The 24,803-nt window shown below is 73.1% G+C and carries 19 protein-coding genes and 1 pseudogene; 4 read left to right on the forward strand and 16 right to left on the reverse strand.

Features of this window, described 5'->3' with window-relative positions; all coding sequences use genetic code 11:
* Positions 1 to 23: 23 nt before the first annotated feature.
* Together ACCP09_RS19040 and ACCP09_RS19045 are read right to left on the reverse strand one after the other, a co-directional pair.
* On the reverse strand, positions 24 to 2,381 hold the full coding sequence (locus ACCP09_RS19040) for a glycoside hydrolase family 3 protein (RefSeq protein ID WP_400985253.1): 2,358 nt from the start codon (positions 2,379 to 2,381) through the stop codon (positions 24 to 26).
* The gene (locus ACCP09_RS19045) at positions 2,378 to 3,481 is read right to left on the reverse strand and encodes an LLM class flavin-dependent oxidoreductase (protein ID WP_400985251.1); all 1,104 of its coding nucleotides are present in this window, start codon (positions 3,479 to 3,481) and stop codon (positions 2,378 to 2,380) included. The genes ACCP09_RS19040 and ACCP09_RS19045 overlap by 4 nt, the downstream gene beginning before the upstream one ends.
* A 104-nt stretch (positions 3,482 to 3,585) precedes the next feature.
* Between ACCP09_RS19045 and ACCP09_RS19050 the strand changes: the two genes are divergently transcribed.
* Positions 3,586 to 4,524, forward strand: coding sequence for a LysR family transcriptional regulator (locus ACCP09_RS19050; protein WP_433748427.1), 939 nt, complete (start codon positions 3,586 to 3,588; stop codon positions 4,522 to 4,524).
* On the opposite strand, the pseudogene ACCP09_RS19055 reads toward ACCP09_RS19050, so the two are convergent.
* Positions 4,490 to 4,609 (reverse strand): annotated as a pseudogene (locus ACCP09_RS19055) (nitronate monooxygenase); the annotation flags it as partial. The gene ACCP09_RS19050 and the pseudogene ACCP09_RS19055 overlap by 35 nt on opposite strands.
* A gap of 136 nt (positions 4,610 to 4,745) precedes the next feature.
* Complete coding sequence (locus tag ACCP09_RS19060) at positions 4,746 to 5,039, reverse strand: hypothetical protein (RefSeq protein ID WP_433748430.1); 294 nt, start codon at positions 5,037 to 5,039, stop codon at positions 4,746 to 4,748.
* A 49-nt stretch (positions 5,040 to 5,088) separates the two neighbouring features.
* Between ACCP09_RS19060 and ACCP09_RS19065 the strand changes: the two genes are divergently transcribed.
* Together ACCP09_RS19065 and ACCP09_RS19070 are read left to right on the forward strand one after the other, a co-directional pair.
* Positions 5,089 to 6,546 (forward strand): phospholipase D-like domain-containing protein, encoded by a 1,458-nt coding sequence (locus tag ACCP09_RS19065; protein WP_433748433.1) that lies wholly within the window; start codon positions 5,089 to 5,091, stop codon positions 6,544 to 6,546.
* Positions 6,547 to 6,590: 44 nt separating this feature from the next.
* On the forward strand, positions 6,591 to 7,454 hold the full coding sequence (locus tag ACCP09_RS19070; protein WP_431907777.1) for an exodeoxyribonuclease III: 864 nt from the start codon (positions 6,591 to 6,593) through the stop codon (positions 7,452 to 7,454).
* Between the two features lies 1 nt (position 7,455).
* Here ACCP09_RS19070 and ACCP09_RS19075 read toward each other — a convergent pair whose 3' ends face one another.
* The 7 genes from ACCP09_RS19075 to ACCP09_RS19105 all read right to left on the reverse strand — a co-directional run bounded on the left by ACCP09_RS19075 (position 7,456) and on the right by ACCP09_RS19105 (position 15,372).
* The gene (locus ACCP09_RS19075) at positions 7,456 to 8,547 is read right to left on the reverse strand and encodes an ABC transporter permease (protein ID WP_431907774.1); all 1,092 of its coding nucleotides are present in this window, start codon (positions 8,545 to 8,547) and stop codon (positions 7,456 to 7,458) included.
* Positions 8,547 to 9,431, reverse strand: coding sequence for an ABC transporter ATP-binding protein (locus ACCP09_RS19080; RefSeq protein WP_433748437.1), 885 nt, complete (start codon positions 9,429 to 9,431; stop codon positions 8,547 to 8,549). The genes ACCP09_RS19075 and ACCP09_RS19080 overlap by 1 nt, the downstream gene beginning before the upstream one ends.
* An 83-nt stretch (positions 9,432 to 9,514) precedes the next feature.
* The gene (locus ACCP09_RS19085; protein ID WP_027931188.1) at positions 9,515 to 10,177 is read right to left on the reverse strand and encodes a response regulator; all 663 of its coding nucleotides are present in this window, start codon (positions 10,175 to 10,177) and stop codon (positions 9,515 to 9,517) included.
* A complete protein-coding gene (locus tag ACCP09_RS19090) occupies positions 10,174 to 11,484 on the reverse strand; it encodes a sensor histidine kinase (protein ID WP_433748440.1) in 1,311 nt (436 codons plus the stop codon). Before ACCP09_RS19090 ends, ACCP09_RS19085 begins: the two co-directional genes overlap by 4 nt.
* 9 nt (positions 11,485 to 11,493) lie before the next feature.
* The gene (locus ACCP09_RS19095; protein ID WP_433748443.1) at positions 11,494 to 12,990 is read right to left on the reverse strand and encodes a hypothetical protein; all 1,497 of its coding nucleotides are present in this window, start codon (positions 12,988 to 12,990) and stop codon (positions 11,494 to 11,496) included.
* Positions 12,983 to 14,728: a flavin-containing monooxygenase gene (locus ACCP09_RS19100; protein WP_433748446.1), complete on the reverse strand. Its 1,746-nt coding sequence runs from the start codon at positions 14,726 to 14,728 to the stop codon at positions 12,983 to 12,985. The genes ACCP09_RS19095 and ACCP09_RS19100 overlap by 8 nt, the downstream gene beginning before the upstream one ends.
* Before the next feature lie 53 nt (positions 14,729 to 14,781).
* Positions 14,782 to 15,372 carry a TetR/AcrR family transcriptional regulator gene (locus ACCP09_RS19105; RefSeq protein ID WP_027931190.1) on the reverse strand — a complete coding sequence of 197 codons (591 nt, stop codon included), beginning with the start codon at positions 15,370 to 15,372 and terminating at the stop codon, positions 14,782 to 14,784.
* Between the two features lie 84 nt (positions 15,373 to 15,456).
* Here ACCP09_RS19105 and ACCP09_RS19110 point away from each other — a divergent pair, with 84 nt between their 5' ends.
* Positions 15,457 to 16,968 (forward strand): MFS transporter, encoded by a 1,512-nt coding sequence (locus ACCP09_RS19110; protein WP_433748450.1) that lies wholly within the window; start codon positions 15,457 to 15,459, stop codon positions 16,966 to 16,968.
* On the opposite strand, the gene ACCP09_RS19115 is transcribed toward ACCP09_RS19110, so the two are convergent.
* The 5 genes from ACCP09_RS19115 to ACCP09_RS19135 all read right to left on the reverse strand — a co-directional run bounded on the left by ACCP09_RS19115 (position 16,969) and on the right by ACCP09_RS19135 (position 24,801).
* Positions 16,969 to 18,087, reverse strand: a complete 1,119-nt coding sequence (locus ACCP09_RS19115; RefSeq protein ID WP_378335894.1) for an NDMA-dependent alcohol dehydrogenase — start codon at positions 18,085 to 18,087, stop codon at positions 16,969 to 16,971.
* A gap of 137 nt (positions 18,088 to 18,224) precedes the next feature.
* Positions 18,225 to 18,953 (reverse strand): mycothiol-dependent nitroreductase Rv2466c family protein, encoded by a 729-nt coding sequence (locus ACCP09_RS19120; protein ID WP_027931192.1) that lies wholly within the window; start codon positions 18,951 to 18,953, stop codon positions 18,225 to 18,227.
* A gap of 30 nt (positions 18,954 to 18,983) precedes the next feature.
* The gene (locus ACCP09_RS19125; protein WP_433748455.1) at positions 18,984 to 23,972 is read right to left on the reverse strand and encodes an RHS repeat-associated core domain-containing protein; all 4,989 of its coding nucleotides are present in this window, start codon (positions 23,970 to 23,972) and stop codon (positions 18,984 to 18,986) included.
* Complete coding sequence (locus tag ACCP09_RS19130; RefSeq protein ID WP_027931193.1) at positions 23,966 to 24,457, reverse strand: YbaB/EbfC family nucleoid-associated protein; 492 nt, start codon at positions 24,455 to 24,457, stop codon at positions 23,966 to 23,968. The genes ACCP09_RS19125 and ACCP09_RS19130 overlap by 7 nt, the downstream gene beginning before the upstream one ends.
* The gene (locus ACCP09_RS19135) at positions 24,454 to 24,801 is read right to left on the reverse strand and encodes a type VII secretion target (RefSeq protein WP_027931194.1); all 348 of its coding nucleotides are present in this window, start codon (positions 24,799 to 24,801) and stop codon (positions 24,454 to 24,456) included. Before ACCP09_RS19135 ends, ACCP09_RS19130 begins: the two co-directional genes overlap by 4 nt.
* Positions 24,802 to 24,803 lie beyond the last annotated feature (2 nt).

Here is a 24,803-nt window from a genome sequence, read left to right on the forward strand (position 1 = left end):
ACGCCGATCCCCCACCACCACCGTCACCATTTCCGGGTCAGCGCCTGCGTGATCTCCTCCGCCGAGCGGCCCACGAGCACCTCGTGCCCACCCGGTGGCACCACCCACCCGCCATCGCGCCACCGCTGCCACACACGCTCCTCCAGGGCGACCGCCACCTCGGCCGTCTCCCCCGGCTCCAGCCGCACCCCGGCGAAGCCCGCCAGCCGCGCGTCCGCCTCGCCCGGCGCGCGGACGTAGACCTGCACCACCTCCCGGCCGCGCCGCGGGCCGGTGTTGGTCACGTCGAGCCGCACCAGGTCGCCGTCCAGCCGGGCGGGGCCGAGGCGGAACGTCGTGTATCCGAGCCCGGAGCCGAAGGCGAACCGCGCCCGCCTCCCGGTGCGGGCCAGGTGCCGGTACCCGGTGGGCTCCGCGGCGCGGTAGTCCCGGCGCAGGTCCGCGTCCAGCTTCTCGCCGTGCGTGGACCGGTCCTCGTCGCGCAGCGGGACGGTGACCGGCATCCGGCCGCCGGGTTCGTCGTCGCCCGCGAGGACCCTGGCCAGCGCGTCGGCGAACCCCTGCCCGCCGAACCAGCCCTGCAGCACCGCGCCGACATCGCCCGCCCAGGGCGCGTCGACCGGCCGTCCCGCGTTGAGGACCACCACGGTCCGCGGGTTGACGCGGCCCACCTCGCGGATCAGCTCCTGCTGTGCCTCCGGCAGCGCCGAGGTCGCCAGATCCCGGCTCTCGCGCGAGGTTTCCAGCTCGTCCCCGACCACGAGGACCACCACGTCAGCCTCCGCCGCCGCCTGCCGGGCACGGGCCAGCGCGCCCGGTTCCGGCGGCGGGGTGCACGACACCGTCAGCGCCTGCACCCGGCTGCCCGCCGAGGTCATCTCGGCGACCACGGTCACCGGCTCCCCGGCCCGCAGCTCGATCCCGGCGCCGGTGGTTTCCGCCCGGGCGACCTGCCCCATCACGTCGCCCGGAGCGGGAGCCGGCCGCGAAGCCAGGACCACCCCGTCGACGGACAGCACCGTCGCGCCCGAACCGCCCGCGCCGAACGTCCACCGCCCGGCGACCTCAGGCGTGAACACGGCGGTCAGCCGCAGCACCCCCGGCTCGGTCGTCGGCCCCGCGCCGGGCACTTCGCCGAACCAGATGAACGCGCTGTCTCCGCGCACCTCGGACAGCACCGACTCGCCGCCGCGGAAGTGCTCCAGCAGCACGCCCGGCCGCCCGTCCGGAGTGGACACGTCGAAGGCGCCCAGCGTCGCCGCGGGGACGCTGTCCACCCCGCGTTCGTGCATCACACCGCCAGGAAAGCGCTTGCCCAGCGCATCCAGCGGCGTGGTGGCGCCGCCCGCGGGCCGGATCCGGCCGAAGGTCGCGCCCTGGTAGCAGGGCCGGTCCGCGTTCGGCCCGATCACCGCCAGCCGGACGCCCGGCTCCAGCGGAAGCACGTCGTCGTTGCGGCACAACACGAACGACGCCACGGCCGCGTCGGTCAGCACCTGGTGAGCACGTTCCGGCGGCACCACGGGCGCGGTGACCTGGCGGCTGCTCCCCTCCAGCGCACCCACCCGGGCGGCCAGGCGAAGCAGCCGCGTCACGGCGTCGTCCAGCCGCTCCCGCGGCACCTCCCCGCGCTCCACCGCCTCGGCCAGGCGCGCGCCGAAGTGGATGGCCGGGCCGGGCATCTCCAGATCGAGCCCGGCGAGCGCGGGGCCGAGGGTCTCGCGCAGGGCGAAGTAGTCGGAGACCACGAGCCCGTCGAAACCCCACTCCTCCTTCACGATCGCCAGCAGCTCAGCGTGCGCGGCGCAGGGTGCGCCGTTGAGGCGGTTGTACGCGGTCATCAACGCCCACGCACCGGCCCGGACCGCGTGCTCGAACGGCCGCAGGTACACCTCGCGCAGGGCGGTGTCGTCGACATCGGCGCTCATCCGCTGCCGTTCGGTCTCGGTGTCGTTGCACACCAGGTGCTTCGGCACCGCGGCGACGCCCTGTCCCTGCAGGCCTTCGACGAACGCCGCGCCGAGCACCCCCGCCAGCAGCGGATCCTCCGACAGCATCTCGAACGTCCGCCCGGACAGCCCGGTGCGCGCCAGGTTGAGGTTGGGCGCGTACACGGCGTCGAAGCCGCGGCGGCGGGCCTCCGAGCCCTCCGCCGCCGCGACCGAGCGCACCACGTCCGGGTCCCAGGTGGCGCCCAGCGCGATGCCACTGGGCAGCAGCAACGACGTCTCGCGCTCGTCGAAGGTCGGGCTGACCAGGCCGAGCGGACCGTCGACCAGGTGGACCGGACGCAGCCCGGCGGCGGGTTCGGCCGGGGTGCGGTACCCGGTCTCCCCCGCCGTCAGCGCCGCCTTGCGCGCCGTGTCCAGCGCGCCGGTCACGCCGCGGCCCGGAAGCGGGGCATGACGCGCGTTGCGAACAGCTCCAGGGACCGCCGGCCGAACGCGACGCGCTCCGGGGTCAGCGGGCCGCCGAGGAAACCGCCCAGCACGTTGCCGATCCCGATGTCCGCGATCTCGCGCAGGTGCTCGGTGACGGTCTCCGGGCTGCCCCACAGGCACCAGGTGCGCTGGTAGCCGGGCTTGCGGGCGTCCGGCGGCGGGGGCAGCGCCACGCCGGTGATCCGCTCGGCGGCCGCGTTCGCGACGTGCTCGCGCTCGATCGCCTCCTGGTACTGCTCCATCAGCAGCTGCAGCTCCTCCTCGGCCTGCTCGTCGGTCTCGGCGAGGTGCACGTGCTGGTAGGTGTGCGTGGTCCACTCCAAGGCGCGGGCGACGCGGGCCTCGTCGTGCCCGGCCGCTTCGAGCGCTTCGCGGTAGGCCTGGAAGTAGCGGCGCAGGTGCTCCAGCGGCCGTCCGTCGTCGATGGTCGGCGGGGTGAAGGCGAGGATGAACGCGGGCTGGGCCTTGTCGGCGGCGCGCTGCGTGCTGGACGGGCGGGCGGCCACCGACATCAGCTGCGGGCCGTCCGCGGAGTAGGGGGCGGGCACGATCCGCGAGACGACCGAGCCGCGGTAGTGCCCGTTGTCGAACTCGACCGGCGGGTCGGAGATCTTCTTGGCCCACAGCCGTTCCACGATCTCCAGATTGGACACCGACAGCTGCGCGGTGTCCTTGTAGTTGATCCCGAGCCCGATCATCTCCTCGGGCGTCGTCCCGCTGCCGGTGCCGACGAGGACCTTGCCGTCGGTGAGCTGATCGATGAGGTTGAGCCGCTCGGCGAAGCGCACCGGGTGGTGCAGCGGGATGGTCTGCACGGAGAACCCGAAGTGCAGCCGGGGCAGCTTCGCGGCGAGGTAGGCGGCGAACACCACCGGGTCGCTGGCCGGTGGCGCGTAGCCGGTGAAGTGGTGGTCGGGCAGGAAGACGGCGTCGAAACCGAGCCGTTCGACCTCCACCGCGTGGTCGACCATCGCCTCGATGACGGGCCGGTCGTCCGCCGGGCCTGCGGACCGGGTGGTCAGGAACGCGGAGAAGTGCACAGCGACCTCCAGTGGTCGGTCAAAATAAATTCAGAATCTTGATTCGGATTTTTAGCGTAGACTGCTCCGCGTCCCCGGGTCAACGGCGAGCGAAGAGGGAGACGATGAACCTCACGAACCTGGACCTGAACCTGCTCGTCCCCCTCGACATGTTGTTGCGGGAGAAGAGCGTCACGCGCGCAGCCGCCCGGCTCGGGCTCAGCCAGCCCGCGCTGAGCTCGTCGCTGGCGCGGTTGCGGCGGCACTTCGGCGACCAGCTGCTGGTCCGCAAGGGCAACGCCTACGAGCTGACGCCGCTGGCCGCGCAGCTGCGACCGCGCGCGGAGGCGGCGCTGACCGGGGTCCGGCAGGCGTTCAGCCGCCACCCGGGTTTCGACCCGGCGACCTCGGACCGGGAGTTCCGGATCCTCGGGTCGGACTACGTGATGGCCGTGCTGGGCGGCGCGGTCGGCGCGATCCTCGACGAGCGCGCGCCCGGGATGCGGCTGCGGTTCGAGCCCGCCTCACCGCCGGTCGTCGACCAGGCGCCGGAGAGCCTGCGCGGGGCGGACGCGGTGCTGTTGCCGCACGGGTTCCTGCACGGCGCCCCGCACGTGGACCTGTTCTCCGACACCTGGTGCTGCGTCGTGGCGACGGCGAACGAGCAGGTCGGCGACGCGCTGACGATGGACGACCTGCGGAAGCTGCCGTGGGTGTTCACCTACCTGTCCGCGACCGCGTTCACCACCGTCGCACGGCAGCTGCAGGCGCTCGGGATCGAACCGCGGGTGACCGCCGTCGTGGAGAGCTTCCTCGCGCTCCCCCACCTGGTCGCGGGCACGGACCGGATCGGGCTGATCCAGGGCCACCTCGCGGCCCGGCTGTCCGGTTTGGACGGTGTGCGGGTCCTGCCGTGCCCGTTCGAACCGGTGCCGCTCGTGGAGGCGCTGTGGTGGCACCCGGCGCACGACGACGACCCGGAGCACCGCTGGATGCGGGAGGTGTTCAGCGAGGCCGGGCGCGCCCTGCCTAGCGCAGCACCACGGCCAGCCGCCCGGCGATGAGCTCGCACGCCTCGGTGACGATGCGCTGGATCAGCTCGGCGACGGTGGGCACGTCGTCGATGATGCCCTGCACCAGGCCGGCCGACCCGCCACGCACCGGAGTACCTGGGCCACCATCCGGCCGAACGGGACCACCTCCACCCAAAACCGCTGCCGCACACCAGACGCCGTGCACCGCCCGACGAGCGCCGGGCGATCGCAGCCCAGCGGGTCCGCCCCCACTACCCGACATCATCCGTCAACCACCGGAGCACGTGGGCCGCCACCTCGCTGAGCGGGATCACCTCTTCGAAGGCGCCCCGCTGGTCCTCGAAGGCCAGTGCCTCCGGCTCGGGCGCCGCGATCGCGTCCAGTTCCGCGTCGCCCGCGCGGAAGGTGATCCACCAGTGCCACAGCGCGCTCGCGGGTGGCTCCACCGCCGGTTCGACCTCGATCACCACCCGGTGACCACGCGCCGCGAACGCGGCGGACCACGTTTCTTCCCAACCGCGCAGCGCCTCGCGTCCCCTGTTCATCCGGCAATCTTGCCCGGCGAGCCCGCCGGATCTGTAGTGACATTGAGGGATGACGACGTTCCGCTCACTCCTGGACAAGGTGGACGAACGGCTCGGCGACGCGCTGGAGCACGCGCTCTGCGCCCACCACGAACGCCGCCTGCGCAGGCTCGGCTGGGGCGAGGTGCTCGAACCCACCGGGACCGAGGACCGGTTCGGCGGGCGGGCCGCCACCCGGCACGGCAACCGGCTGGAGGTGCTCGTCGACGGCGAAGAAGCGTTGCCCGCCATCGCGGCCGCCATCCGCGGCGCCAAGTCCCACGTGCACATCGCCAACTGGCACGCCAGCCCGGACTTCCGGCTGACCCGCGAACCGGACGCCCCGACTCTGCGCGACCTCCTCGCCTCGACCGCCCAGCGCGGCGTGGACGTGCGCCTGCTCCTGTGGGCAGGCCCACCGGTGCCCGCCTTCCAGCCCACCCGCGGGCTGGTCCGTGCGGAGCAACGGAAGTTCACCGAGAACACCGCCGTCCGGTGCGTCCTGGACGCCCGCGAACGGACGATGCACTGCCACCACGAGAAACTGGTCGTCGTCGACGACGAGGTCGCCTTCGTGGGCGGGGTGGACTTCACGGCGCTGGAAGGCGACCGCCACGACAGCCGCGAGCACCCGCCGGACCGGCCGATCGGCTGGCACGACCTGATGACCCGGCTGGCGGGGCCGGTCGTCGCGGACGTGGCGGAGCACTTCCGGCAGCGCTGGACCGAGGTGGCCGGCGAGGACCTGCCCGAGCCCAAGACGCCGGAGCCCGCGGGCACCACCAACGTGCAACTGCTGCGCACAGTCCCGGACAAGACCTACGCCTTCGCGCCGGAGGGCGAGTTCACGATCCTCGACGCCTACCTGCGCGCGCTGCGCTCGGCGCGGCGGCTGGTGTACCTGGAGAACCAGTTCCTGTGGTCGCCGGAGATCGCGGAGGTCCTGATCGGCAAGCTGTGCGACCCGCCGGACGAGAAGTTCCGCGTGGTGCTGCTGCTGCCGCGCAAACCGAGCAACGGCGCGGACACCACCCGCGGCCAGCTCGGCCGTCTCCTGGACGCCGACGACGGCAACCACCGCCTGCTGGCCACCACGATCAGCAGCCACGACGGCGAGTCCTCCGCGCCGGTGTACGTGCACGCGAAGCTCGGCATCGTGGACGACGAGTGGATGACGATCGGCTCGGCGAACCTCAACGAGCACTCGCTGTTCAACGACACCGAGGTCAACGTCGCGACCGACGACCGCGACCTGATCCGCGCCACCCGGCTGCGTCTGTGGGCCGAGCACCTGAGACGGCCGGCCGCGGACCTGGACGCCGACCCCACCGACCTCGTCGACAACCTGTGGCGCCCGATCGCCGAGGACCAGGCCGAGCGCGAACGCCGCGGGGAGCCGCGAACGCACCGGCTGGTGCTGCTGCCCGGGGTGTCCCGCCGCGCGGAACGGCTGCAGGGGCCGTTGCGCGGCCTGCTCGTGGACGGCTGAACCGGGACGGGCGCCGGGGACGTATCCGCACTAGCGTGGGCAGCGTGCGTGTGGCGACCTGGAACGTGAACTCCGTGAAACAGCGGGTGCCGAGGCTGCTGCCGTGGCTGGACCAGCGGCAGCCGGACGTGGTGTGCCTGCAGGAGACCAAACTGTCCGACGAAGCCTTCCGCGACCTGCTCGGCGACGAGCTCGCGAACCGCGGCTACGAGACCGCCCTGGCCGGCGAACCACGCTGGAACGGTGTCGCGATCCTGTCCCGGGTGGGCCTCGACGACGTCGTCACCGGTTTGGCGGGCGCGCCGGGCTTCCCGCACCCCGAGGCGCGCGCGGTGGCGGCGACCTGCGGCGGCGTCCGGATCCACTCGCTGTACGTGCCCAACGGCCGCACCCCCGGCTCCGACCACTACCAGTACAAGCTGGCGTGGCTGGCGGCGTTGCGGGAGGTCGTCGCCGGCGGCCCGGAAGCCGCCATGCTGTGCGGCGACATGAACATCGCGCCCGCCGACGCCGACGTCTTCGACCCCGCCGCGTACGAGGGCCACACCCACGTGACGGAACCGGAGCGCGCCGCCCTCGCCGCGCTCACCGGCCTGGGCCTGCGGGACGTGGTCCGCGACCGCTGGCCGCACGAACGGGTCTTCACCTACTGGGACTACCGGGCCGGCATGTTCCACCAGGACCTCGGCATGCGCATCGACCTGGTGCTGGCCTCGGCCCCGGTGGCCGGCCGGGTGGCGGCGGCGTGGGTCGACCGGCACGCCCGCAAGGGCACCGGGCCGAGCGACCACGCCCCGGTGATCGTCGACCTGGACGAAGCCCCCGACGGCGACATCGGCCCGGTCGTGCCGCCGCCGTCCGCGCCACGGGGACGCAAGGGCAAGGTCACGCTGCCGCAGTCGAAGTGAGTCAGGCCGCGCTGCGCCACGCCCGGCGCAGCGCCACCTTGCCGCCCATCTGCAGCAGCGCTCCCGAGTACAGCCGGGAGGCCAGCAGCACGACCAGCACCACCGACGCGCACAGCACGCCCAGCGAGAGCAGCGCCTCCCAGGTCTGGGCTTCGCCGGTGAACATGCGCACCGGCATCGCGACGGCGGCGGAGAACGGCAGGTAGGACAGGACCGCCAGCACGGAAGCGTTGCCGGAGAAGAACATCACCGCGAAGTAGGGCCCCAGCACCAGCAGCATCACCAGGCCCATGCTGGATCCGAGGTCCTCCTGCCTGCTCACCACCGACCCGGCGACCGCCCACATCGCCGCCAGCAACACGAAACCCGCGCACACGAACGGCACGAACCAGCCCAGCGCGGGCGCGACGACCCCGAGGAGCGCCGTCTGGCCGCCGAGGGACAACGCGATCGGCGCGGCGACGGCGAGCACGACCAGCTGCCCCACGGCCAGGGCGGTGTGCCCCAGCACCTTCCCCGCCAGCAACGCCCGCACCGGCGCGGTCACCACGAGGATCTCCACGATGCGCGTCTGCTTCTCGGTGACGGTGCTCTGCGCGATGGCGACACCGCCCATGCCGATCAGGAAGAACACCAGCGCGAACACCATGATCACCAACTGCTGCGCGCCGTGCCCCACGGCACCGGGTTCGAGCAGCTCGACCGGCGGGGCGGTGCTCAGCGCCTGCACCACCTCGGTGGGTGTGCTGGACATCCCGAGCACCCGGATCCCACCGGCGTCCGGCAGGATCGCGGCGTCGACGTCCCCGGAGCGCACCAGTTCGCGGGCGGCGGCGACGTCGGCGACCTCGCGGACGTCGAGGTCCACACCGGACACCGTCTGCGCCGCGGCCGGTCCCACGACCGCGACGGACGGCGGGCCGCCGGCGAACACCGACGGCAGCACCGCGGCCGCGAACAGGCCGGCCACGATCAGCACGAGCCCGACCCAGAACCCCTTGGAACGCAGGAAGGTTCCGATCTCGCGCGCGGCCACCAGCCGGGTCTGCGCCCAGAACGAGGCGTCCTCGCCCAGGTCGGTCACGGACGTCATCACACGGCCTCCTTGAAGATCTCCTCGAGCGAGGGCACGACCGGCACGAAACTGCGCACTTCCCCGCGCCGCAGCGCGGACGCGAGCACCCGCTGCTCACCGCCCCCGTCACCGGTCAGGTCGAACACCGCCCGCGGGCCGTCGACCTCGACGACGTCGACGCCCGGCTCGTCCCGCACCCAGCCGGCGTCACCGCCGACGACGATCTCGAACCGCGCCGTCCCGTACCGCGCGTGCAGCTCCTCGCGGGTCCCGCCGGCCTTGATGGTGCCGCCGGAGATGATCACCACGTCGTCGCACAGCCGCTCGACCAGCGAGAGCTGGTGGCTGGAGAACAGCACCGGCACCCCGGCCGCGGCCCGTTCGCGCAGCACGCCCAGCACGATGTCGACGGCGAGCGGGTCCAGCCCGGAGAACGGCTCGTCCAGGATGAGCATGTCCGGGTCGTGCACGAGGGCGGCGGCGACCTGCGCCCGCTGCTGGTTGCCCAGCGACAGCTCCTCCAGCCGGTCACCCGCCCGGTCGGCCAGTTCCAGCTGCTCCAGGAGCTTGGCGGTGGCGGCGCGGGCCGCGGCCTCGCCGAGCCCGTGCATGCGGCCGAGCCAGGTGATCTGCTCGCCGACCCTCATCTTCGGGTACAGCCCGCGTTCCTCGGGCATGTAGCCGAACCGCCTGCGCTGCGCGGGCGTCATCGGGCGGCCGCGCCAGGTGACGGTGCCGCCGTGCGCGGCGAGGACGCCCAGCACGATCCGCATCGTCGTGGTCTTGCCCGACCCGTTCGCGCCGAGGAACCCGGTCATGCGCCCCGGACGGACCTCGAAGGACACGTCGTCGAGGACCCGGTGCTCGCCGAAACTCCGGGACAGGGAGGTCACGGTCAACATGTCCGGAAACGCTAGGCGCACGTGGCGTTCCGGGCGTCCGGCCGGAGATCGAATCCGCGGGTCCTCCTGGCGGAGGACCCCGCTCAGCCGCCGCCGGGGGCGACGATCCCGCGCTCGTAGGCGTACACCACGGCGGAGGTGCGGTCCCGCAGGCCGAGCTTGCGCAGGATCCGCGACACGTGCGTCTTGACGGTGGTCTCGCCGAGGACCAGCTCGGCGGCGATCTCGCCGTTGCTCGCGCCGCGCGCCATCAGCACCAGGACCTCGAACTCGCGGTCGGTCAGCTCCGGCGGGCGGTTCCCGGTCACCGGGGCGGGCGCGGCGAACCGGCTGATCACCCGCCGGGTCACCTCCGGGGAGAGCAGGGCGTCGCCCCGGGCGACCACGCGGACCGACTCGATGAGGTCCTCCGGCGAGGCGTTCTTGAGCAGGAACCCGCTCGCGCCCGCGCGCAACGCCTCGAACAGGTAGTCCTCCCGGTCGAACGTGGTCAGGATGACCACCTTGACCCCGGCCTCGGCGGGCCGGTCGCCGAGGATGCGGCGGGTGGCCTCCAGGCCGTCGAGCCCCGGCATCTGCACGTCCATCAGAACCACGTCGGCGGCGGTGCGCTCGACGACCGCGACGGCCTCGGCCCCGTCACGGGCTTCGCCGACGACCTCGATGCCGGGCTCCGTCCCGAGGATGACCCGGAAGCCCGCACGCACCAGGTCCTGGTCGTCGGCGAGCACCACCCGCAGTGTCACGGTCGCGTCAGCTCCTCACGGTCAGCGGCGGCGCGGGTGGGCAGGCTGGCGCGGACCAGGAAACCGCCGTCGCGGCGCGGCCCGGCCTCGAACTCGCCGCCGTGCACGGCGACCCTCTCCCGCATGCCCCGCAGCCCGAACCCGCCGCCCGCGGTCATGGCGGCGCGTCCCCGCCCGTCGTCGGTGACCTCGACCTCCAGGCTGGTGTCGAGAAACCGCACCCGCACCTCCGCGGTGCGCGCGCCGGCGTGCTTGACCACATTGGTCAGCGCCTCCTGCGCGACCCGGTACGCCGTCAGCGCGACGCTGTCCGGGACCGGGCGCGGCTGCCCGTACTCGCCGTACCGCACCTCGACCCCGGCCGCCCTGGTCGCGGCGGCCAGCCGCGGCAGCTCCGCCAGCCCCGGCGAGGCCTGGTGGCCGGCGGCAGGATCCGGTTCGCCCCGCGGATCCGCGCGCAGCACGCCGAGCAGCCCGCGCAGCTCGCTGATCGCGGTGCGCGCGGTCTCCTCGACCGTGTGCAGCGCGGAGGCGGCCAGGTCCCGGTCGGTGCCGAGCACCCGGCGCGCCGCGGACGCCTGGATGCCCATGACGGACACGTGGTGGGCCACGACGTCGTGCAAGTCACGGGCGATGCGGATGCGCTCGGCGACGATGGCGCCGCGGGCGTTCTCCTCCTGCGAGGCCCGCAGCTGTTCCGCGCGCCGGGTCAGCTCCGCGCGGCCGCGCGCGGAACGCCACGCGAGGTCGCCGAAGAAGTAGGCCGCCAGGAAGAACATCAGGTTGAACACGACCTGGTAGAGCACGGTCGCCAGCACCGGATCCAAGGGCCCGCGCGCGCCGGGGAACGGGCTGGGCTCGACGAGGAACCAGACGAGCCCCACGGCGAGCCAGGTGAACATCGCGACGATCACGGCGATGCGCGTCCACCGCGCCCACCGGCGGTCGCGCGCCCACGCGCCCGCGCTGTAGATGGCCAGGAACAACGCGACGGACGGCATGAACCCGTCACCGATGCGGCGTACCTGCGCGGCGATGAACACCACGCCCACCACGGCGAGCACGACCAGCGGGAACCGGCGGCGCAGCGCCAGCGGCAGGGTGAGCGCCGCGGTCCACACCAGCTGCTCGGTGAGCGACGGCGCACTGCCGAACGCGTAGGCGCCCATGCTGTTGATCAGCACGAGCATCCCGGCCGAGGTCAGCAGGACCAGCAACGCCAGCAGGACGTCCTGACGCCGCTGCCGGGCGGTCGGACCGGGCCGCTGCCACCGGCTCCAGTCCGGCTCCTCCTCCGCTGTCCCCACCCGGCCAAACTACCTACCGGACGGCACCCGCACGACGGTGCCCTCGCCGTTGGCGGCCACGTACAGCGTCCCGTCCGGTGCGGCCGCGACGCCGGCGAAGCGGCCCGGCAACCCCGGCATCCCGTGTGCGAACAACGGTTCCCCTGCCGGCGGCAGGACAGCCAGGTCCTCGACCTCGACCCGGGTCTCGCCCGTGCCCAGGCCGACCGCCGTCAGACGGCCCACGCCGGCCTCGACCACGAACAACTCGTTCCCCCGCACGGCGATCCCCTGCGGCGCCTGGAGTCCCGCGGCCACGGGCAGCGCCTCCGGCAGCCGCAGCACCGCGCCGGCGGCCTCGTCGCTGACGTACCAGGTGCCGTCGGCCGCCGCGACGTCCACCGGCCGGGACAGCCCCTCCGCGAGCACGGTCAGCACGTCGTCCGCGTCGATCGCCACCACGCGGCCGGCCCCGGACTCGGCCACCACCAGCCGACCGTCCCCCACCGCGAGGCCCATCGGCTGCGCCAGTCCCGTCGCCCGCGTCCGCACCGTCCCCGCCGCCGGGTCGTAGGTGCGCACGTCGCCGTACTGGGACGTGACGTGCAGCAGCGGGCCGTCCGCGGCGATGCCGTGGCTGAACACCAGCATCTCCCGCATCGTCACGCCCGTGTCGCCGACCCGGGTGACGCGGTAGTGGTCGGCGGCGGACACCGTGCCCGCCAGGTCGACGGTCACCCCGAACGGGCCGGCCAGACCGCGCGGCACGACCTCCCGCCACCGCCCGTCCGGCTGCACCTCGGCGATCCCGCCGCCGGCGAAGCTGGACACGAACATCCGGTTCTCGTCGTCGAACGCGGCGTTGTCCAGCCTCGCGATCCCGGTCTCCACAATGGACCGCCCGCCCGCGTCGATCCGCGTCACGATCCCCTCCCTGCCGCGCGACAGCACCAGCAGGACGCCGCCCCGGTCGAACCGCACGGCGACCGGCTCGTGCACGCCGTCGGCCACCAGCTCCGCCGGGCCGCCGTCCGGTGGGACGCGGAAGACCTCGCCGGTCATCATGTGCGGGTAGTACAGGAACCCGTCCGGCCCGAGCTGCATCGCGTTGCCCATCGCCAGCCCGTCGGCGAGCACCACCGGCTCCCCGCCGCCGGGGAACAGCTCCAGCAGGCGGCCGCCCATCCGCATCTCGTTGACGAACAACCGGTCGCCCGCGCACGCGATGCCGTTGGGCAGTGCCACGTCGTCCGACACGAGCGCGTACTCCCCGTCCGGCGCGCGGCGCCACACCCGCCCCGGCACGAGGTCGGTGACGTACATCGACCCGTCGGCGCCGAACGCGACGTCGTCCGGCGAGCGCACCGGGCTGTCCGCGCCGGCCACCACCTCGATGTCGCCCGAGGCGAGGTCCACCGCGCTGATCAGTCCACTGAGGAACTGCGCCACGTACAACCGGCCGTCCGGCCCGAACGCGACCCCGTTCGAGCCGCGCATCGGCGCCGGCGGGACGATCCGGCTATCCACCGAGCACCTCGGCCAGCCCGGGACCCCGGCGCCACTCGCGCAGCAGCTCGTGGAACGCGACCGGCCCTTCGCCGAAGGACTGGCGCTTGCGTGGCTTGCCTTCGTTGTTGTAGTAGCCCGGGGTGCAGTCGGCGAGGAACTGCTCCAGGTCGGGTGCGGTCCGCTCGATCGTGCGCAGCCACGCGTCCTCGGCCGCGACGGTCGGTTCGACCGTCGCACCGCGCTTGCGGGCTTCGGCGACGACCGCGCCGACGTGCGTGGCCTGCTCGTCCAGGACGTGCACGAAGTTGACCGAGCTGGCGTTGTGCAGCGGGCCGAGGTGGAACAGGTTCGGAAACCCGTTGCTGTAGAAGCCGTGCAACGTGCGCGGCCCGCTCCGCCAGCTGCCCAGCAGCGACTGCCCGTCCCGGCCGTGGACCGGCAGCCGCCCGGTCAGCACGTCGGACTTGCCGACCTCGAACCCGGTGGCGAAGATGATGCAGTCCACTTCGTACTCCTCGCCGCCGACGACGAGCGAGCTGCCGGTGATCCGCTCCACGCCACCGGAGTCGGCGGTGTCCACGAGCGTCACGTTGGGCCGGTTGAAGGTCTGCAGGTACTCGTCGCTGAACCCGGGCCGCTTGCACGCGTAGCGGTACCACGGCTTGAGCTTCTCGGCCGTGACCGGGTCCGCCACGAGCGCGTCCACGCGGGCACGCAGCTCGTTCATCTTGCGGAAGTCGGCGAGCTCCTCCTCTTCGGGCGTCATCCTGCGCATCCCGGTCGGCGTGATGTTGCCCAGCAGCGCGGCGCTGCCGGTCCAGGAGTCGGACACCAGGTCCTCGTCCACCGGGTAGCCGCTGATCACGCGCAGGAAGTTCTCCCGGCGGCGCGCCGCCCAGCCCGGTTCCAGCCGCGCGGCCCACTCCGGGTCCGTGCGGCGGTTGGCGCGGACGTCCACAGTAGACGGGGTGCGCTGGAAGACGTAGAGGTGCGCGGCGTCGCGGCCGAGGTGCGGGACGACCTGCAGCCCGGTCGACCCGGTGCCGATCAGCGCGACCCGCTTGTCCGCGAGCCCGGTCAGGCCGCCGTTCGCGTCGCCGCCGGTGTAGCCGTAGTCCCAGCGGCTGGTGTGGAAGGTGTGGCCGCGGAAGGTCTCGATGCCCGGGATGCCGGGCAGCTTGGGCCGGTCGAGGGTGCCGTTGGAGACCACCACGTACCGCGCGCGGATGCGGTCGCCGCGGTCGGTGCTGACGATCCAGTGTGTTTCGTCCCAGCGCAGCTCGGTGACGCCGGTCTGGAAGCAGGCGTCGCGGTAGAGGTCGTAGTGCCTGCCGATCGCCTGCGCGTGCCGGAGGATCTCCGCGCCCGGGGCGTAGCGCCACTCCGGGACGTAGCCCAGCTCGTCCAGCAGCGGGAGGTACACATAGGACTCGATGTCGCAGTGGATGCCGGGATAGCGGTTCCAGTACCAGGTGCCGCCGAAGTCCCCGGCCTTCTCGATGACCCGGATGCTCTCCACCCCGGCCTCGCGCAGGCGGGCGCCCGCGAGCAGGCCGCCGAAGCCGCCGCCGATCACCACCGCCTCGACCTCGTCGCGCAACGGCTCGCGGGTGAACCCGGGGTCGGCGTGCGGGTCGTCGGCGTAGTAGCCGAACGCGCCTTCGGCGCCCTGGTACTGGGCGGTGCCGTCGGGCCGGATGCGGCGGTCGCGTTCGGCGCGGTACTTCGCGCGCAGCGCGGCCAGGTCGAGTTCCATGCAGAGCCCCCTGTTAAATCAACCGAGTGATTTAACAGTAGCAGCTCGGCCGATCAGGCACGGGCGAGGAAGTCGTCCACCAGGCGCGCGCAGAAGGCCGCGTCGCTGGGGCGCCGCAGGATCAGGGCGTTGAACAGCAGCGGGCCGACGAGCCGGGCGGCAGCGAAGTCGACGTCCTCCTCGCCGGGCAGGCAGTCGGCGAGAACGGCGTCGAACGGACGCCGATAGGTGTCCACGACGTGCTCGCGCAGCGCGGCGAGCCGGCCGCGCTCGCCCTCGTCCGGCGCGCCCCCGCCGTCCAGGCCGATCGCGGCCATCCACACCAGCGCGGCCATCGCCGGAGCGCCCTCGATCTGCCCGGCCTGCGCCCGCACCAGGCGGAGCAGGCGCTCGCGCGGCGTGCCGCCGGCGGGCGGGTCCAGCGGTGGCAGCAGTTCGCGGAAGGCCGCGGCCAGCAGTTCGGTGTTGTTCGGGAAGTGCCGGTACAGCGTGGACCGGGCGACACCGCTGCGCGAGGTGACCGCCTCGATCGTCACCGCCCGGACGCCGCCCTCGGACAGCAGGGCGACGGCCGCGGACAGGATCGCCGAGCGCGACCGGTCCAGCCGCGGATCACGGCGGCCCGGCACCTGCTGCGTCGTCACGGCGGAATTCTCCCAGAGCTGTTTTCAGAACTGCCAGTACTGCTACGATACCGATGGTTTCGTTTCCTGTCGGAACGAGGTGGCATGCGCGTCGTCGCACGGTCCGGGCTCTCGTCGTCCTCGGCAGCGCGCCGCGCGTGGACCGTGGGCGTGATGTGCTCGGCGGTCGGCCTGGTGATCGCCATGGTCACCATCGTCAACACCGCGCTGCCCGCGCTGGCCGCGGACACCGGCGTCACGCAGGCGCAGCAGACCTGGATCGTGGACGTCTACACGCTGGTGCTGGCAGCGCTGGTGCTGCCGATGGGCGCGCTGGGCGACCGCTACGGCCGGCGCGGTGTGCTGGTGATCGGGCTGGTGGTGTTCGCGGCCGGTTGCGCCGCTCCCCTGCTCGCCGAATCGCCCGCCTGGCTGATCACGGCGCGGGCGCTGACCGGGCTGGGCGCGGCGATGATCATGCCCGCCACCCTGTCGATCATCAACGCGAGCTTCCCGCCCGAGCGCCGCGGGCGGGCGATCGGCATCTGGGCGGCGGTGGCCGGACTCGGCGGTCTCGGCGGGCTGGTGATCGCCGGGTTGCTGCTGCAGCACTTCTCGTGGCATTCGGTGTTCCTCGGCCCGGCTGTGCTGTCCCTGCTGCTGGCGCTGGCCTGCGTGACGGTGCCGACCTCGCGCGAGCGGGTGCACCACCGATTCGACTCGATCGGCGCCGTGCTCGGCGCGCTGGCTATCGGGGCGCTGGTGTTCGGCATCCTGCGGGCGGCGGACGTGGGGTGGGCCGACGCCGAGGTGATCGTGGCGCTGGCAGCCGGGGTCGTGCTGGGCGCGGTCTTCGCGTGGTTCGAGGCGCGGCACGCGGCGCCACTGCTGGACGTCCGGCTGTTCCGCAACCGCGCCTTCGCCACCGGGTCGGTGTCGGTGACCGTGCAGTTCACCGCGGCGTTCGGCGCGCTGTACGTGCTGGCGCAGTATCTGCAGCTGGTGCAGGGTTACGGGCCGCTGGAGTCCGGCCTGGTGCTGTGGCCGATCGCGGTGTCGCTGCTGCCGCTGTCGATGGCGTCGGCCCACGTCGCGCAGCGGATCGGGCTGGGCGCGCTGACCTGCCTCGGGCTGGTCGTCGTGGTCGCCGGGGTGCTGCTGCTGGGCAGGCTCGGGCCGGACAGCTCGTACCCGGAACTGGCGGTGGCGGTGTGCGTGCTCGGCGGCGGGCTCGGCCTCACCGCGCCCGCGGCCACCAGCGCGATCCTGGACAACGTGCCGCCGGACAAGTACGGCGTGGCGTCCGCGGTCAACGACGCGACGCGGGAAATCGGCGCGGCGCTGGGGATCGCGCTCGCCGGGAGCGTGCTGTCGGCGACCTACACCCCGGCGGTGCGCCCGGCGACGGAGGCCCTTCCGGCGGTGGCACGGGAGGCCGCGGACGGGTCGCTCACCGGGGCGCTGGCGGTCGCCGAACAAGTCGGCCCGGCGGGCCGGCAGGTGGCCGACGCCGCGCGGGCCGCGTTCTCCGACGGGATGTGGTTCAGCCTGCTGGCGCTGGCGGGCATCGTCGCGGCCGGCGCCGTCGCCGCCGCGTGCCTGCGCCCGCCGCGCTGATCAGCTCTCGTGCAGGATGACGCCACGGATGTTGCGTCCGGCGTGCATGTCGGCGTAGGCCTGGTTGACCTCGTCCAGCCGGTAGGTCGTGGTGATCAGCTCGTCGAGCTTGAGCGTGCCCGCCTGGTACATGCGGGCCAGCCGGGTGATCTCGTAGCTCGGGGTGCCCATGCCGAAGATGACGCCCTGGATGCGTTTCTGCATCATCGACAGCGCCCACAGGTTGATCGGCAGGCCCTCGTCCTTGACGTCGCCGATGCCGGTGACCACGACCGTGCCGAACTTGCCGATCGCGTTGACCGCCTGCGCGACGTGGTCGCCGGTGGTGATGCCGACGGTGACCACGGCGGAGTGCGCGCCCTGCCCGTTGGTGACCGACCGGGCGAAGTCGGCGGCCTCGTCGATGTCGGCGAACGCGTGGGTGGCGCCGAACTCCAGAGCCTTGTCGCGCTTGAAGGCCACCGGGTCGACCGCGAGGACGTGCGCGGCGCCCCGGGCACGTGCGCCCTGCACCGCGTTCATGCCGACGCCGCCGACGCCCATCACGATCACCGTGTCCCCGGCCTTCACCTCGGCGCCGTACTCGGCCGAGCCCCAGCCGGTCGGCACCCCGCACGACAGCAGGGCGGCGACGTGGAACGGGATCTCCGGGTCGATCTTGGTGAGGGAGAACTCGGGCACGATCGCGTGCTGGGCGAAGGTGCCGACCATGGTCATCTGGGCGACGTCCGCGCCGTCCAGGTGGGCACGGTAGGTGCCGTCGGCCATGCAGCCGCTGAGGGCGTACATGCCGAGGTCGCAGAGGTTGCCGCGGCCGGACGAGCAGGCCTCGCAGCGCCCGCAGGAGGGCACGAACTGCGCGACGACGTGGTCCCCGACGGCGAGGTTGCGCACGCCCGGCCCGACCGCCTCGACGACGCCGGCGCCCTCGTGCCCGCCGATGAGCGGCAGGTGCGGCGTCGGCATGTCACCGGTGGTCGCGTGGTCGTCGGAGTGGCACAGGCCGGCCGCCACGAAGCGGACCCGGACCTCGTGCTCCTTGGGCTCGTCCAGGTCGATGTCCACGATCTGCCACTTGCCCGGCTGTTCGAGCAGCGCGGCCGCACGGGTTCGCATCATTGCCCACCTTCCACCAATACAACGCCGACTGGCCGAAGGTAGAACAGGTTCTAATTCGCGTCAAGGAGCCGGCGGCCCGGCGCTCCCGGCGCCACCGGCCGTCCCGGCGGTGCACTGTCCGGTGTAGACGCCGCAGGTCAGCGGCGCTGCCGCCGGCTTCCGCCGTGCCAGTCCTCCTGGATCCCGGCCTCGCCGGGCGGCACGCCGAACGCGGGCAGTTGCGGCCGTTCCCGCAGGCTGCGCTTGAGCTCGGCGAACCCGGGGAACCGGGACAACGCCACGACGTGCTCCCACAGTTCGAGGGCCTCGCGCTCGCCGGGCAGCCTGCTGATCACCGGGCCGAACAGCGCGGTGCCCCCGGGCGGCTCGAAGTGCAGGATCGGCGTGCCGACGTCCTTGCCGGTCAGCGTCAGCGCCTCGTCCGTCTCCGCCTGGATGACCGCGTCCCACGACGGGTCGTCGAGCGCGTCCGCGTAGTCCGCCGGCAGTCCCGTGCGGCTCAGCGCCCCGGTCGCCAGGTCGTGGACGCCGTGGTGCGTGGCCGCGGCCACGCCGCCGGGCACGGGCTCACGCTCGAAGGTCTCCTCCCCCAGCGCCTGGTAGAAGGCCCCGATCGGCTCCCGCCCGCGCTCGTGCCGGACGCGCGCGGCGACCCGCAGCAGCCGCAGCCCCGCGGTGTGCCCGGCCTCGTACTCCGGCGGGAAATGGGCGTCGTAGTCGATGTGGGCGTTGAGCAGCCGCAGGGAGATGAACCGCCAGTCCACGTCGTAGTCGCGCTGCCGCTGCACGATCCGCACCCACTTGCTCGTCATCCAGGCGAACGGGCAGACGGGATCGAAGTAGAAGCGCAGGTCGGTGCCGGCCATGACGGCCACGGTACCCGCCCACCACCGGCCCTACGAGAACGCGCCCGTCAGGGTGTCCATCTTCGTGCCCGGCGGCGGCAGCTTCGGCAGGAAGTTCTTCTCCTTCGCGAACCCGATGTACTGCTGCACCTCGGGGGTGAGGCCCTTGTACTCGGCGTTGAGCACCAGATATTTGCGGATCGAGCGCTCGAACGGGTTGGACGAGTCGGGGAACTTCACGTCCGGGCTGACGTCGACCCGGTACTCGACGGTCAGGTTCTGGATGTCCTTGCGGACCTTGTCGAACTGGCTCGGGTCGAACCCGGCCCGTCCCAGCTGCGCGTCCGTCGGGATCTGGCTCTTGAGCTGGTCGAGCCGGATGTTGGCGTTCTTCAGCGGACCCTCGAACGTGCCCGACATGTTCTTGTTCGCCGTGGACGTCAGCGGCGTCATGTTGCTCGAGATGCCCGGGCCACCGAGGTTGTCGTTCTGCAGGTGACCGCGGATCCAGCGGTTGTCGCCGTCGGGGTTGTACCCGTTGACCTTCGACAGCTCGTCCTGCAGCTCCTTGCTGTAGTTCGAGTGCTTGGTCTTGTTGAGGTCGATGACGTCGGTGAGCTCGCCCGGCTGCGGCTTGGACCCGCCGGGACGCGGGCTGCCGTCGAGCACCTGCGGACCGGACGTGGTGCCGCCGCCCTGCGAGGTGAACCGGCCGCTGACCGGGTCCCTCGTGCCCCTCGGCGGCGCCGGCGTCGACGGTCCGGCCGAGGACGTGCTGCCGGAGGTGCTGCCCTTCTTCGGCTTCGTCTTCGGGTACGGCGTGAACGACGGCGCCGGGGTCTTCTGCGCACTGCACTTGCCCGCGGTGGAGCGGCCGGAGAACCGCCGGAAGTCGCCGGGGTCGAACCCGCCGCCGGTGAGGCCGAGCGGGTCGGACTGCATCAGCGGGTCGGCCACATACGCCAGCGGGTTCGGCGCCGGGTTGAGGCCCAGCGGGTCGGGCGAGACGAACCGGCCGGTGGCCGGGTCGTAGTAGCGGAACACGTTGAAGTGCAGCCCGGTCTCCGCGTCGTGGTACTGCCCGGGGAACCGCAGCGGCGTCGCGTCGCCGTCCCCACCCCGGGTCAGGCCCCACAGCGTCGTGCGCAGCGGCCGGACCGTGCCGTCGCCGAGGTCGACCGCCTCGACCGGCGTGCCGACGTCGTCGGTGACCAGGACGGACACCCGGGTGATCCCGTCCGGGCCGGTGACCGCCTGCGCCACCGGCCTGCCGTCGTCCGGGTGGTGCACCCACGTCAGCACCGACACGAGCGCGCCGCGCACGGTGTGCAGGGCCTCGACGAGGGTGTTGCCGTCCCAGACGAACTCGACCCGCTCGGCGACCGTGCCGTCCGGCTCCAGGCGCTGCTTGGCGACCCTTCGGTCCATCGGGTCGTAGAGGTAGTGCCACACCGCGCCGTCCGGGGTGCGGACCCCGGTCAGGTGGTCGTGGGCGTCCCAGGTGAACGACCAGGTGAGCTCACCGGCCGGGCCGGGCATCGTGCGCCGGACCAGCCGTCCCTGCGCGTCGTGGTCGTACCGCACCGCGCCGGCGGCTTCGACGAGACCACCGCGGTAGTGCCGATGGCCGGCCTCCGCCCCGCCGCCGGGCTGGGACAGCACGACGTTGCCGAGCACGTCGTAGGCGTAGCGTTCGGTGTGGCTGGGCGTGTGCACGGCGGTGACGCGGCCGAGCCGGTCGAACTCGTAGCGGGCGCCGCCCGACGGGTCCTCCCGCGCCTCGATGCTGCCGTCGGGCCGCCGGTGGTAGCGCCACGTGCCGGCCGGGGTCTGCTGCGCGAGCAGCCTGCCGCGCGCGTCGAAGTCCCTGCGCACCACGGGTGTGGCGCCCGCGTTGGCCGCGACCGTGCGGCCGTTCTCGTCGCGGTGCAGGGTCAGCGTCGTACCGCCGACGGTGAGGGTGTCCACCCCGCTCTCGGAACGTCCCCAGTGGACGTCCACTCCGGACGGTGTGCGCCGGCTGGTGGCGAACGCGTCCGGGTAACCGAAGGCGGTGGTGCGGCCGGCGGCGGTCTGGCGCACCACCCGGCCCTCGTCGTCGCGCTCCAGGATGATCTCCGCGCCCGGGCCCGCGACGTGCACCAGCCTGCCCACCGGGTCGTGGCGGTAGGTCTCGGTCACGCCTGCCGCGGCGCGCTCGGTCAGGTTGCCGAGCGCGTCGTAACGGTAGTCCACGACCTCGCCCGCGGCGTTGACCAACCGGACCAGCTGCCCCGCCGCGTCGTAGGAGCACTGCGTGGTGCGGCCGTCGAAGTCGGTCTGACCGGTCAGCCGCCCCTCGGCGTCGTAGGTGAACGTCCAGGTCTGGCCCGCCGGGTTGGTCACGGCCGTCAGGCGCAGTTCGGTGTCGTAGTGGCGGAGCGTGCGTGCGCCGGTGGCGTCCACCGTGCCCGTGACGATGGCGAACGGACCGCGCTCGGTGACGGTCACCCGGTCCAGGGCGTCGGTGTGCGACGTCTCGCCACCCTCACCGTCGTAGGTCCACTGCCGCCGCGCGCCGTCGGCGGTCGTGACCGCCCGCAGGTCGCCCTCCACCGTCCAGGCCAGGGTGACCGGGCCGCCGGGTTCGCGCAGCACGCGCGGGCGGCCGAACAGGTCCTCCTCGACCGCGGGCCCGGCCTGCGCCGGGGTCCGCCCCGCCTCGTCGTCGTCCTCTTCGGACACTCCGAGCGGGGTGGTGTACGGGTCGGGCACCGGGTCGGTGTAGCGGCGCCGGAACGTGCGGCCACCCTCGGTGACCGCGATCTCCAGCGCGGCGGCCGTGTGCTCGACGATCACGACGCGGCTGCCGTCCGGGCGCACCACCGCGCGCAGGATCCCCGCCGCGTCGTGCTCGAACTCGGTCCGCCTGCCGAGCGGGTCGGTCCGGGCACGCAGGAGGCGGTTCGGGCCCCACTCGCTGCGGGTGACCGCGCCCAGCTTGTCGGTCTCGGCGACGAGGTTGCCCTCGACGTCGAACTCGAAGGTCTTGCGGTGCCCCAGCGAGTCGGTGGTCGTGGTGCGGCCCGGGGCGTACTCCAGCGCGCCGTCGAGGAAACCGCGGTCGCCGACCGTGCGCACGCAGCGCCCGGCGTCGTCGTAGACGTAGCGGTACCACGAGCCGTTGTGGTCGGTCCAGCCGGTGATCCGGCCCACGGGGTCGTGCTCGTACAGCGCAGGCCGGGGGGTGGAGTTCCACCGGCGGGCGAGGTGGCCATGCTCGTCGTAGTCGTAGCGGGCGACCGGGACGTCCCCCGCCGGGGAGAGCGCGCGGACGGACCGGACGCGGCCGTCCGCGATGTCGAAGGCGATCCGCGCGCCGGCCGAGTGGGTCAGCAGGACCGGCGTGCCGTCGGCGTCCCGGTCCAGGACGACGAACTCGCCGTCCTCGGTGCGCACCTCACGCAGCAGCAGCTCGTCCCGGGCGCCCGGGACGAACGTGAACCGCCGGGTGAGGCCGCGGCCGGGATCGGTGACCACGTAGTCGTCGGCGTCGGCGTGCAGCAGGCGCACCGGGCCCTGCTGGACACCGGCGGACCGGCCGGGCGCCGGGACCGGGAAGCTCAGCACCATGGCGTCCGCGGAGTGGTAGCGCACCGTGCCCGCCCCCACGGTCAGTCGTTCGTCCAGGAGGGACGTCCACGACGGACCGAACCAGCGGCCGTCCCGGTAGGACGAAACGTGGTTGCGCGTGATGAGTTCGCCGAGCGCTCCGGGGACCACCAGGTCCACCTCGGTGAGCAGGACGTCGCCGGTCGCGACGTCGATGGGGTCGAACTCGCAGTCCTTCTTGCCCGCCTCCTTCGTCGTGGCCGGGTTGCCCTTCGTGGTGCCGCCCGCTGACGACGCGGTGGTGGAGTCGCCGGGCTTCGGCGGGTCCTGGACCTTCGGCGGCGCGCTCTTCGGGGTGCCACCGGCCGAGGACGGCGTGGTCCCGCCGTCGAGCTTCGGCGGCGCCGACACGGGGGCCGGGCCGGCCTCGGGCGCGGACTTGGGCGTGCCGCCCGGCGGCGGGCCGTCCAGCTTGGGCGGTGCCGAGACCGGCGCGGTGTCCGGTGTGGACGATGCCTTGGTCGTGTCGCCCGGGGTGTCGTTGAGCTTGGGCGGCGGGGCGACCTTGTTCGCGTCCGGCGGCGGGGTCTTCGCCGTGCTGTTCGGGATGGTGCCGCCGCCCTTGCCCGCCATCGGGTCGACGCTCTTCGGGCCCGCGGGGAGGTCGCCCGGCTTGGCCGACGTCGGCGGCTTGTCGGTCTTGATCTTCTTCAGCTTGCCCGCGGTGTCAGTGAAGATGCCGCCGGCCTTCTTCAGCAGCTCCGAGAGCGCCTTCAGCGCGTGGGTCAGCTTCCCGGTGAGGTCGGCGATCTTGGCGGCGGTCTTGGCGACCTCGCTGATCACCTGCGGCACGACCCACGCCAGCGCGATGCCGAGGGTGGCGATCACCTGCAGGGCCCACGAGATCATGTGCCCGACGACTTCGGCGATGATGTCGCGCACCAGGGTCCGCACGGCGGCGACGACGGTGCCCGCGGTCTCGATGCCGCTGGCGGTGCCTTCACCGGCTTCCTTCGCCGCGGCGAGCAGGTCGCCGACGTCCTTGGCCTGCTGCCGGTAGGTGTCGGCGGACGGGCCGGTCCAGCCGGTCAGGTCGGTGTTGACCGCGTTGGCCAGGTCGGTGCCGATCTCGCCCAGCTCGGTGGCGATGTTCTGCCACGTCTCGGAGTGGGCCTTGACGGCGTCCGGGTTGCCCGCCAGCGCGTCGAGGGCGTCCTTGAGCGGGCCGACGTGCTCGATGAGCCAGCCGACGCCGGCGGCGAGGATCGAGCCGAACGGGTCGAGCACGAACCCGAGCGCGTCGAGCCCGGCCGCGGCGGCCCCCAGCGCGCCGGAGGCCCAGTCGCCGCTTTCGATGGCCTTCTTGAGGTCCTGCGCGCCCTCCAGGAGGGAGATCCCCGAGATCGCGGTCGTCGAGCTCTGCTCTTGCGCGACCAGGGGGTTCACCACGGGTTGTTCTCCTCGTCGTCGTCCGTGCGGGCCTGCGGCCCCTCCTCGGCGGGTTCGGCGGCCGCCTGCTCGTCGTCTTCGCCTGCGTCCGGATCGGGGAACCGGCTGCGCAGGTTGTCGACCAGCAGCGAGCGCGTCTGCGGGTCCTCGTCGCCGACCTCCTCCTGCATCACCTCGGCGACCCGCGCGGCGATGCCCGCCTGCGCGCGGCGCATGGTGGCCAGGATCTGCGCGGACAGCTCGTCCAGCGGCATGGTGCGGGCCCGCCCGGACAGGTCCAGATCGGTGACGCTGCCGTCGGCGCGGACCGTGACGCGCACCGAGCCGTCGGTGTTGGCCGAGGTCAGCCGGATCTCCTCGGTGCGCGCCTGCGCCGCGCGGTAGCGCTCGGCCTTCTCCGCCAGCCCCTGCGCCCACGCGTTCATCCGCGCGGCCGCCTCGTCGGGGTCGCGCATGAGGTCGCCCAGTCCGTTCGCCGAAGTCACCGGATCACCGTGCCGATCCGCGGGGTCACCGGGGTGGCCTCGCGCAGCTGCCGCTCGAACGGCTCGGCGTTGGTCGCGTCCTGTTCCTCGTAGCCGGTGGCCGCGGTGCGGATGTTCTCCGCGATGATCCGCACGCCCTCGGCCGCGGCCTTGAGCGCCTCGACCGCGTCGCCTTGTGTCGTCGCGTTCACGATCGGCGGCAGGAAGGCGCAGAGCAGGCCGTAGGCGGAGTCGTCCATGACGACCGTGTTGGCGGCGTCCACCGCGGTGTTCAGCCGGTCGGACAGGGCGTCGAGGTGACTGCCGTGCGTGCGCAGCTCGTCGGGGTCGACTTCGTAGGACACGA

The organism is Amycolatopsis sp. 3B14, assembly GCF_050958625.1.
GTDB lineage: Bacteria > Actinomycetota > Actinomycetes > Mycobacteriales > Pseudonocardiaceae > Amycolatopsis_E > Amycolatopsis_E thermoflava.

Excerpts from the sequence above, each read along its gene's own strand:
- ACCP09_RS19110 (WP_433748450.1), top strand. The coding sequence starts at position 15,457 with ATGCGCGTCGTCGCACGGTCCGGGCTCTCGTCGTCCTCGGCAGCGCGC.
- ACCP09_RS19075 (WP_431907774.1), bottom strand. The coding sequence starts at position 8,547 with ATGACGTCCGTGACCGACCTGGGCGAGGACGCCTCGTTCTGGGCGCAG.
- ACCP09_RS19100 (WP_433748446.1), bottom strand. The coding sequence starts at position 14,728 with ATGGAACTCGACCTGGCCGCGCTGCGCGCGAAGTACCGCGCCGAACGC.
- ACCP09_RS19115 (WP_378335894.1), bottom strand. The coding sequence starts at position 18,087 with ATGATGCGAACCCGTGCGGCCGCGCTGCTCGAACAGCCGGGCAAGTGG.
- ACCP09_RS19065 (WP_433748433.1), top strand. The coding sequence starts at position 5,089 with ATGACGACGTTCCGCTCACTCCTGGACAAGGTGGACGAACGGCTCGGC.
- ACCP09_RS19060 (WP_433748430.1), bottom strand. The coding sequence starts at position 5,039 with ATGAACAGGGGACGCGAGGCGCTGCGCGGTTGGGAAGAAACGTGGTCC.
- ACCP09_RS19050 (WP_433748427.1), top strand. The coding sequence starts at position 3,586 with ATGAACCTCACGAACCTGGACCTGAACCTGCTCGTCCCCCTCGACATG.
- ACCP09_RS19080 (WP_433748437.1), bottom strand. The coding sequence starts at position 9,431 with ATGTTGACCGTGACCTCCCTGTCCCGGAGTTTCGGCGAGCACCGGGTC.
- ACCP09_RS19120 (WP_027931192.1), bottom strand. The coding sequence starts at position 18,953 with ATGGCCGGCACCGACCTGCGCTTCTACTTCGATCCCGTCTGCCCGTTC.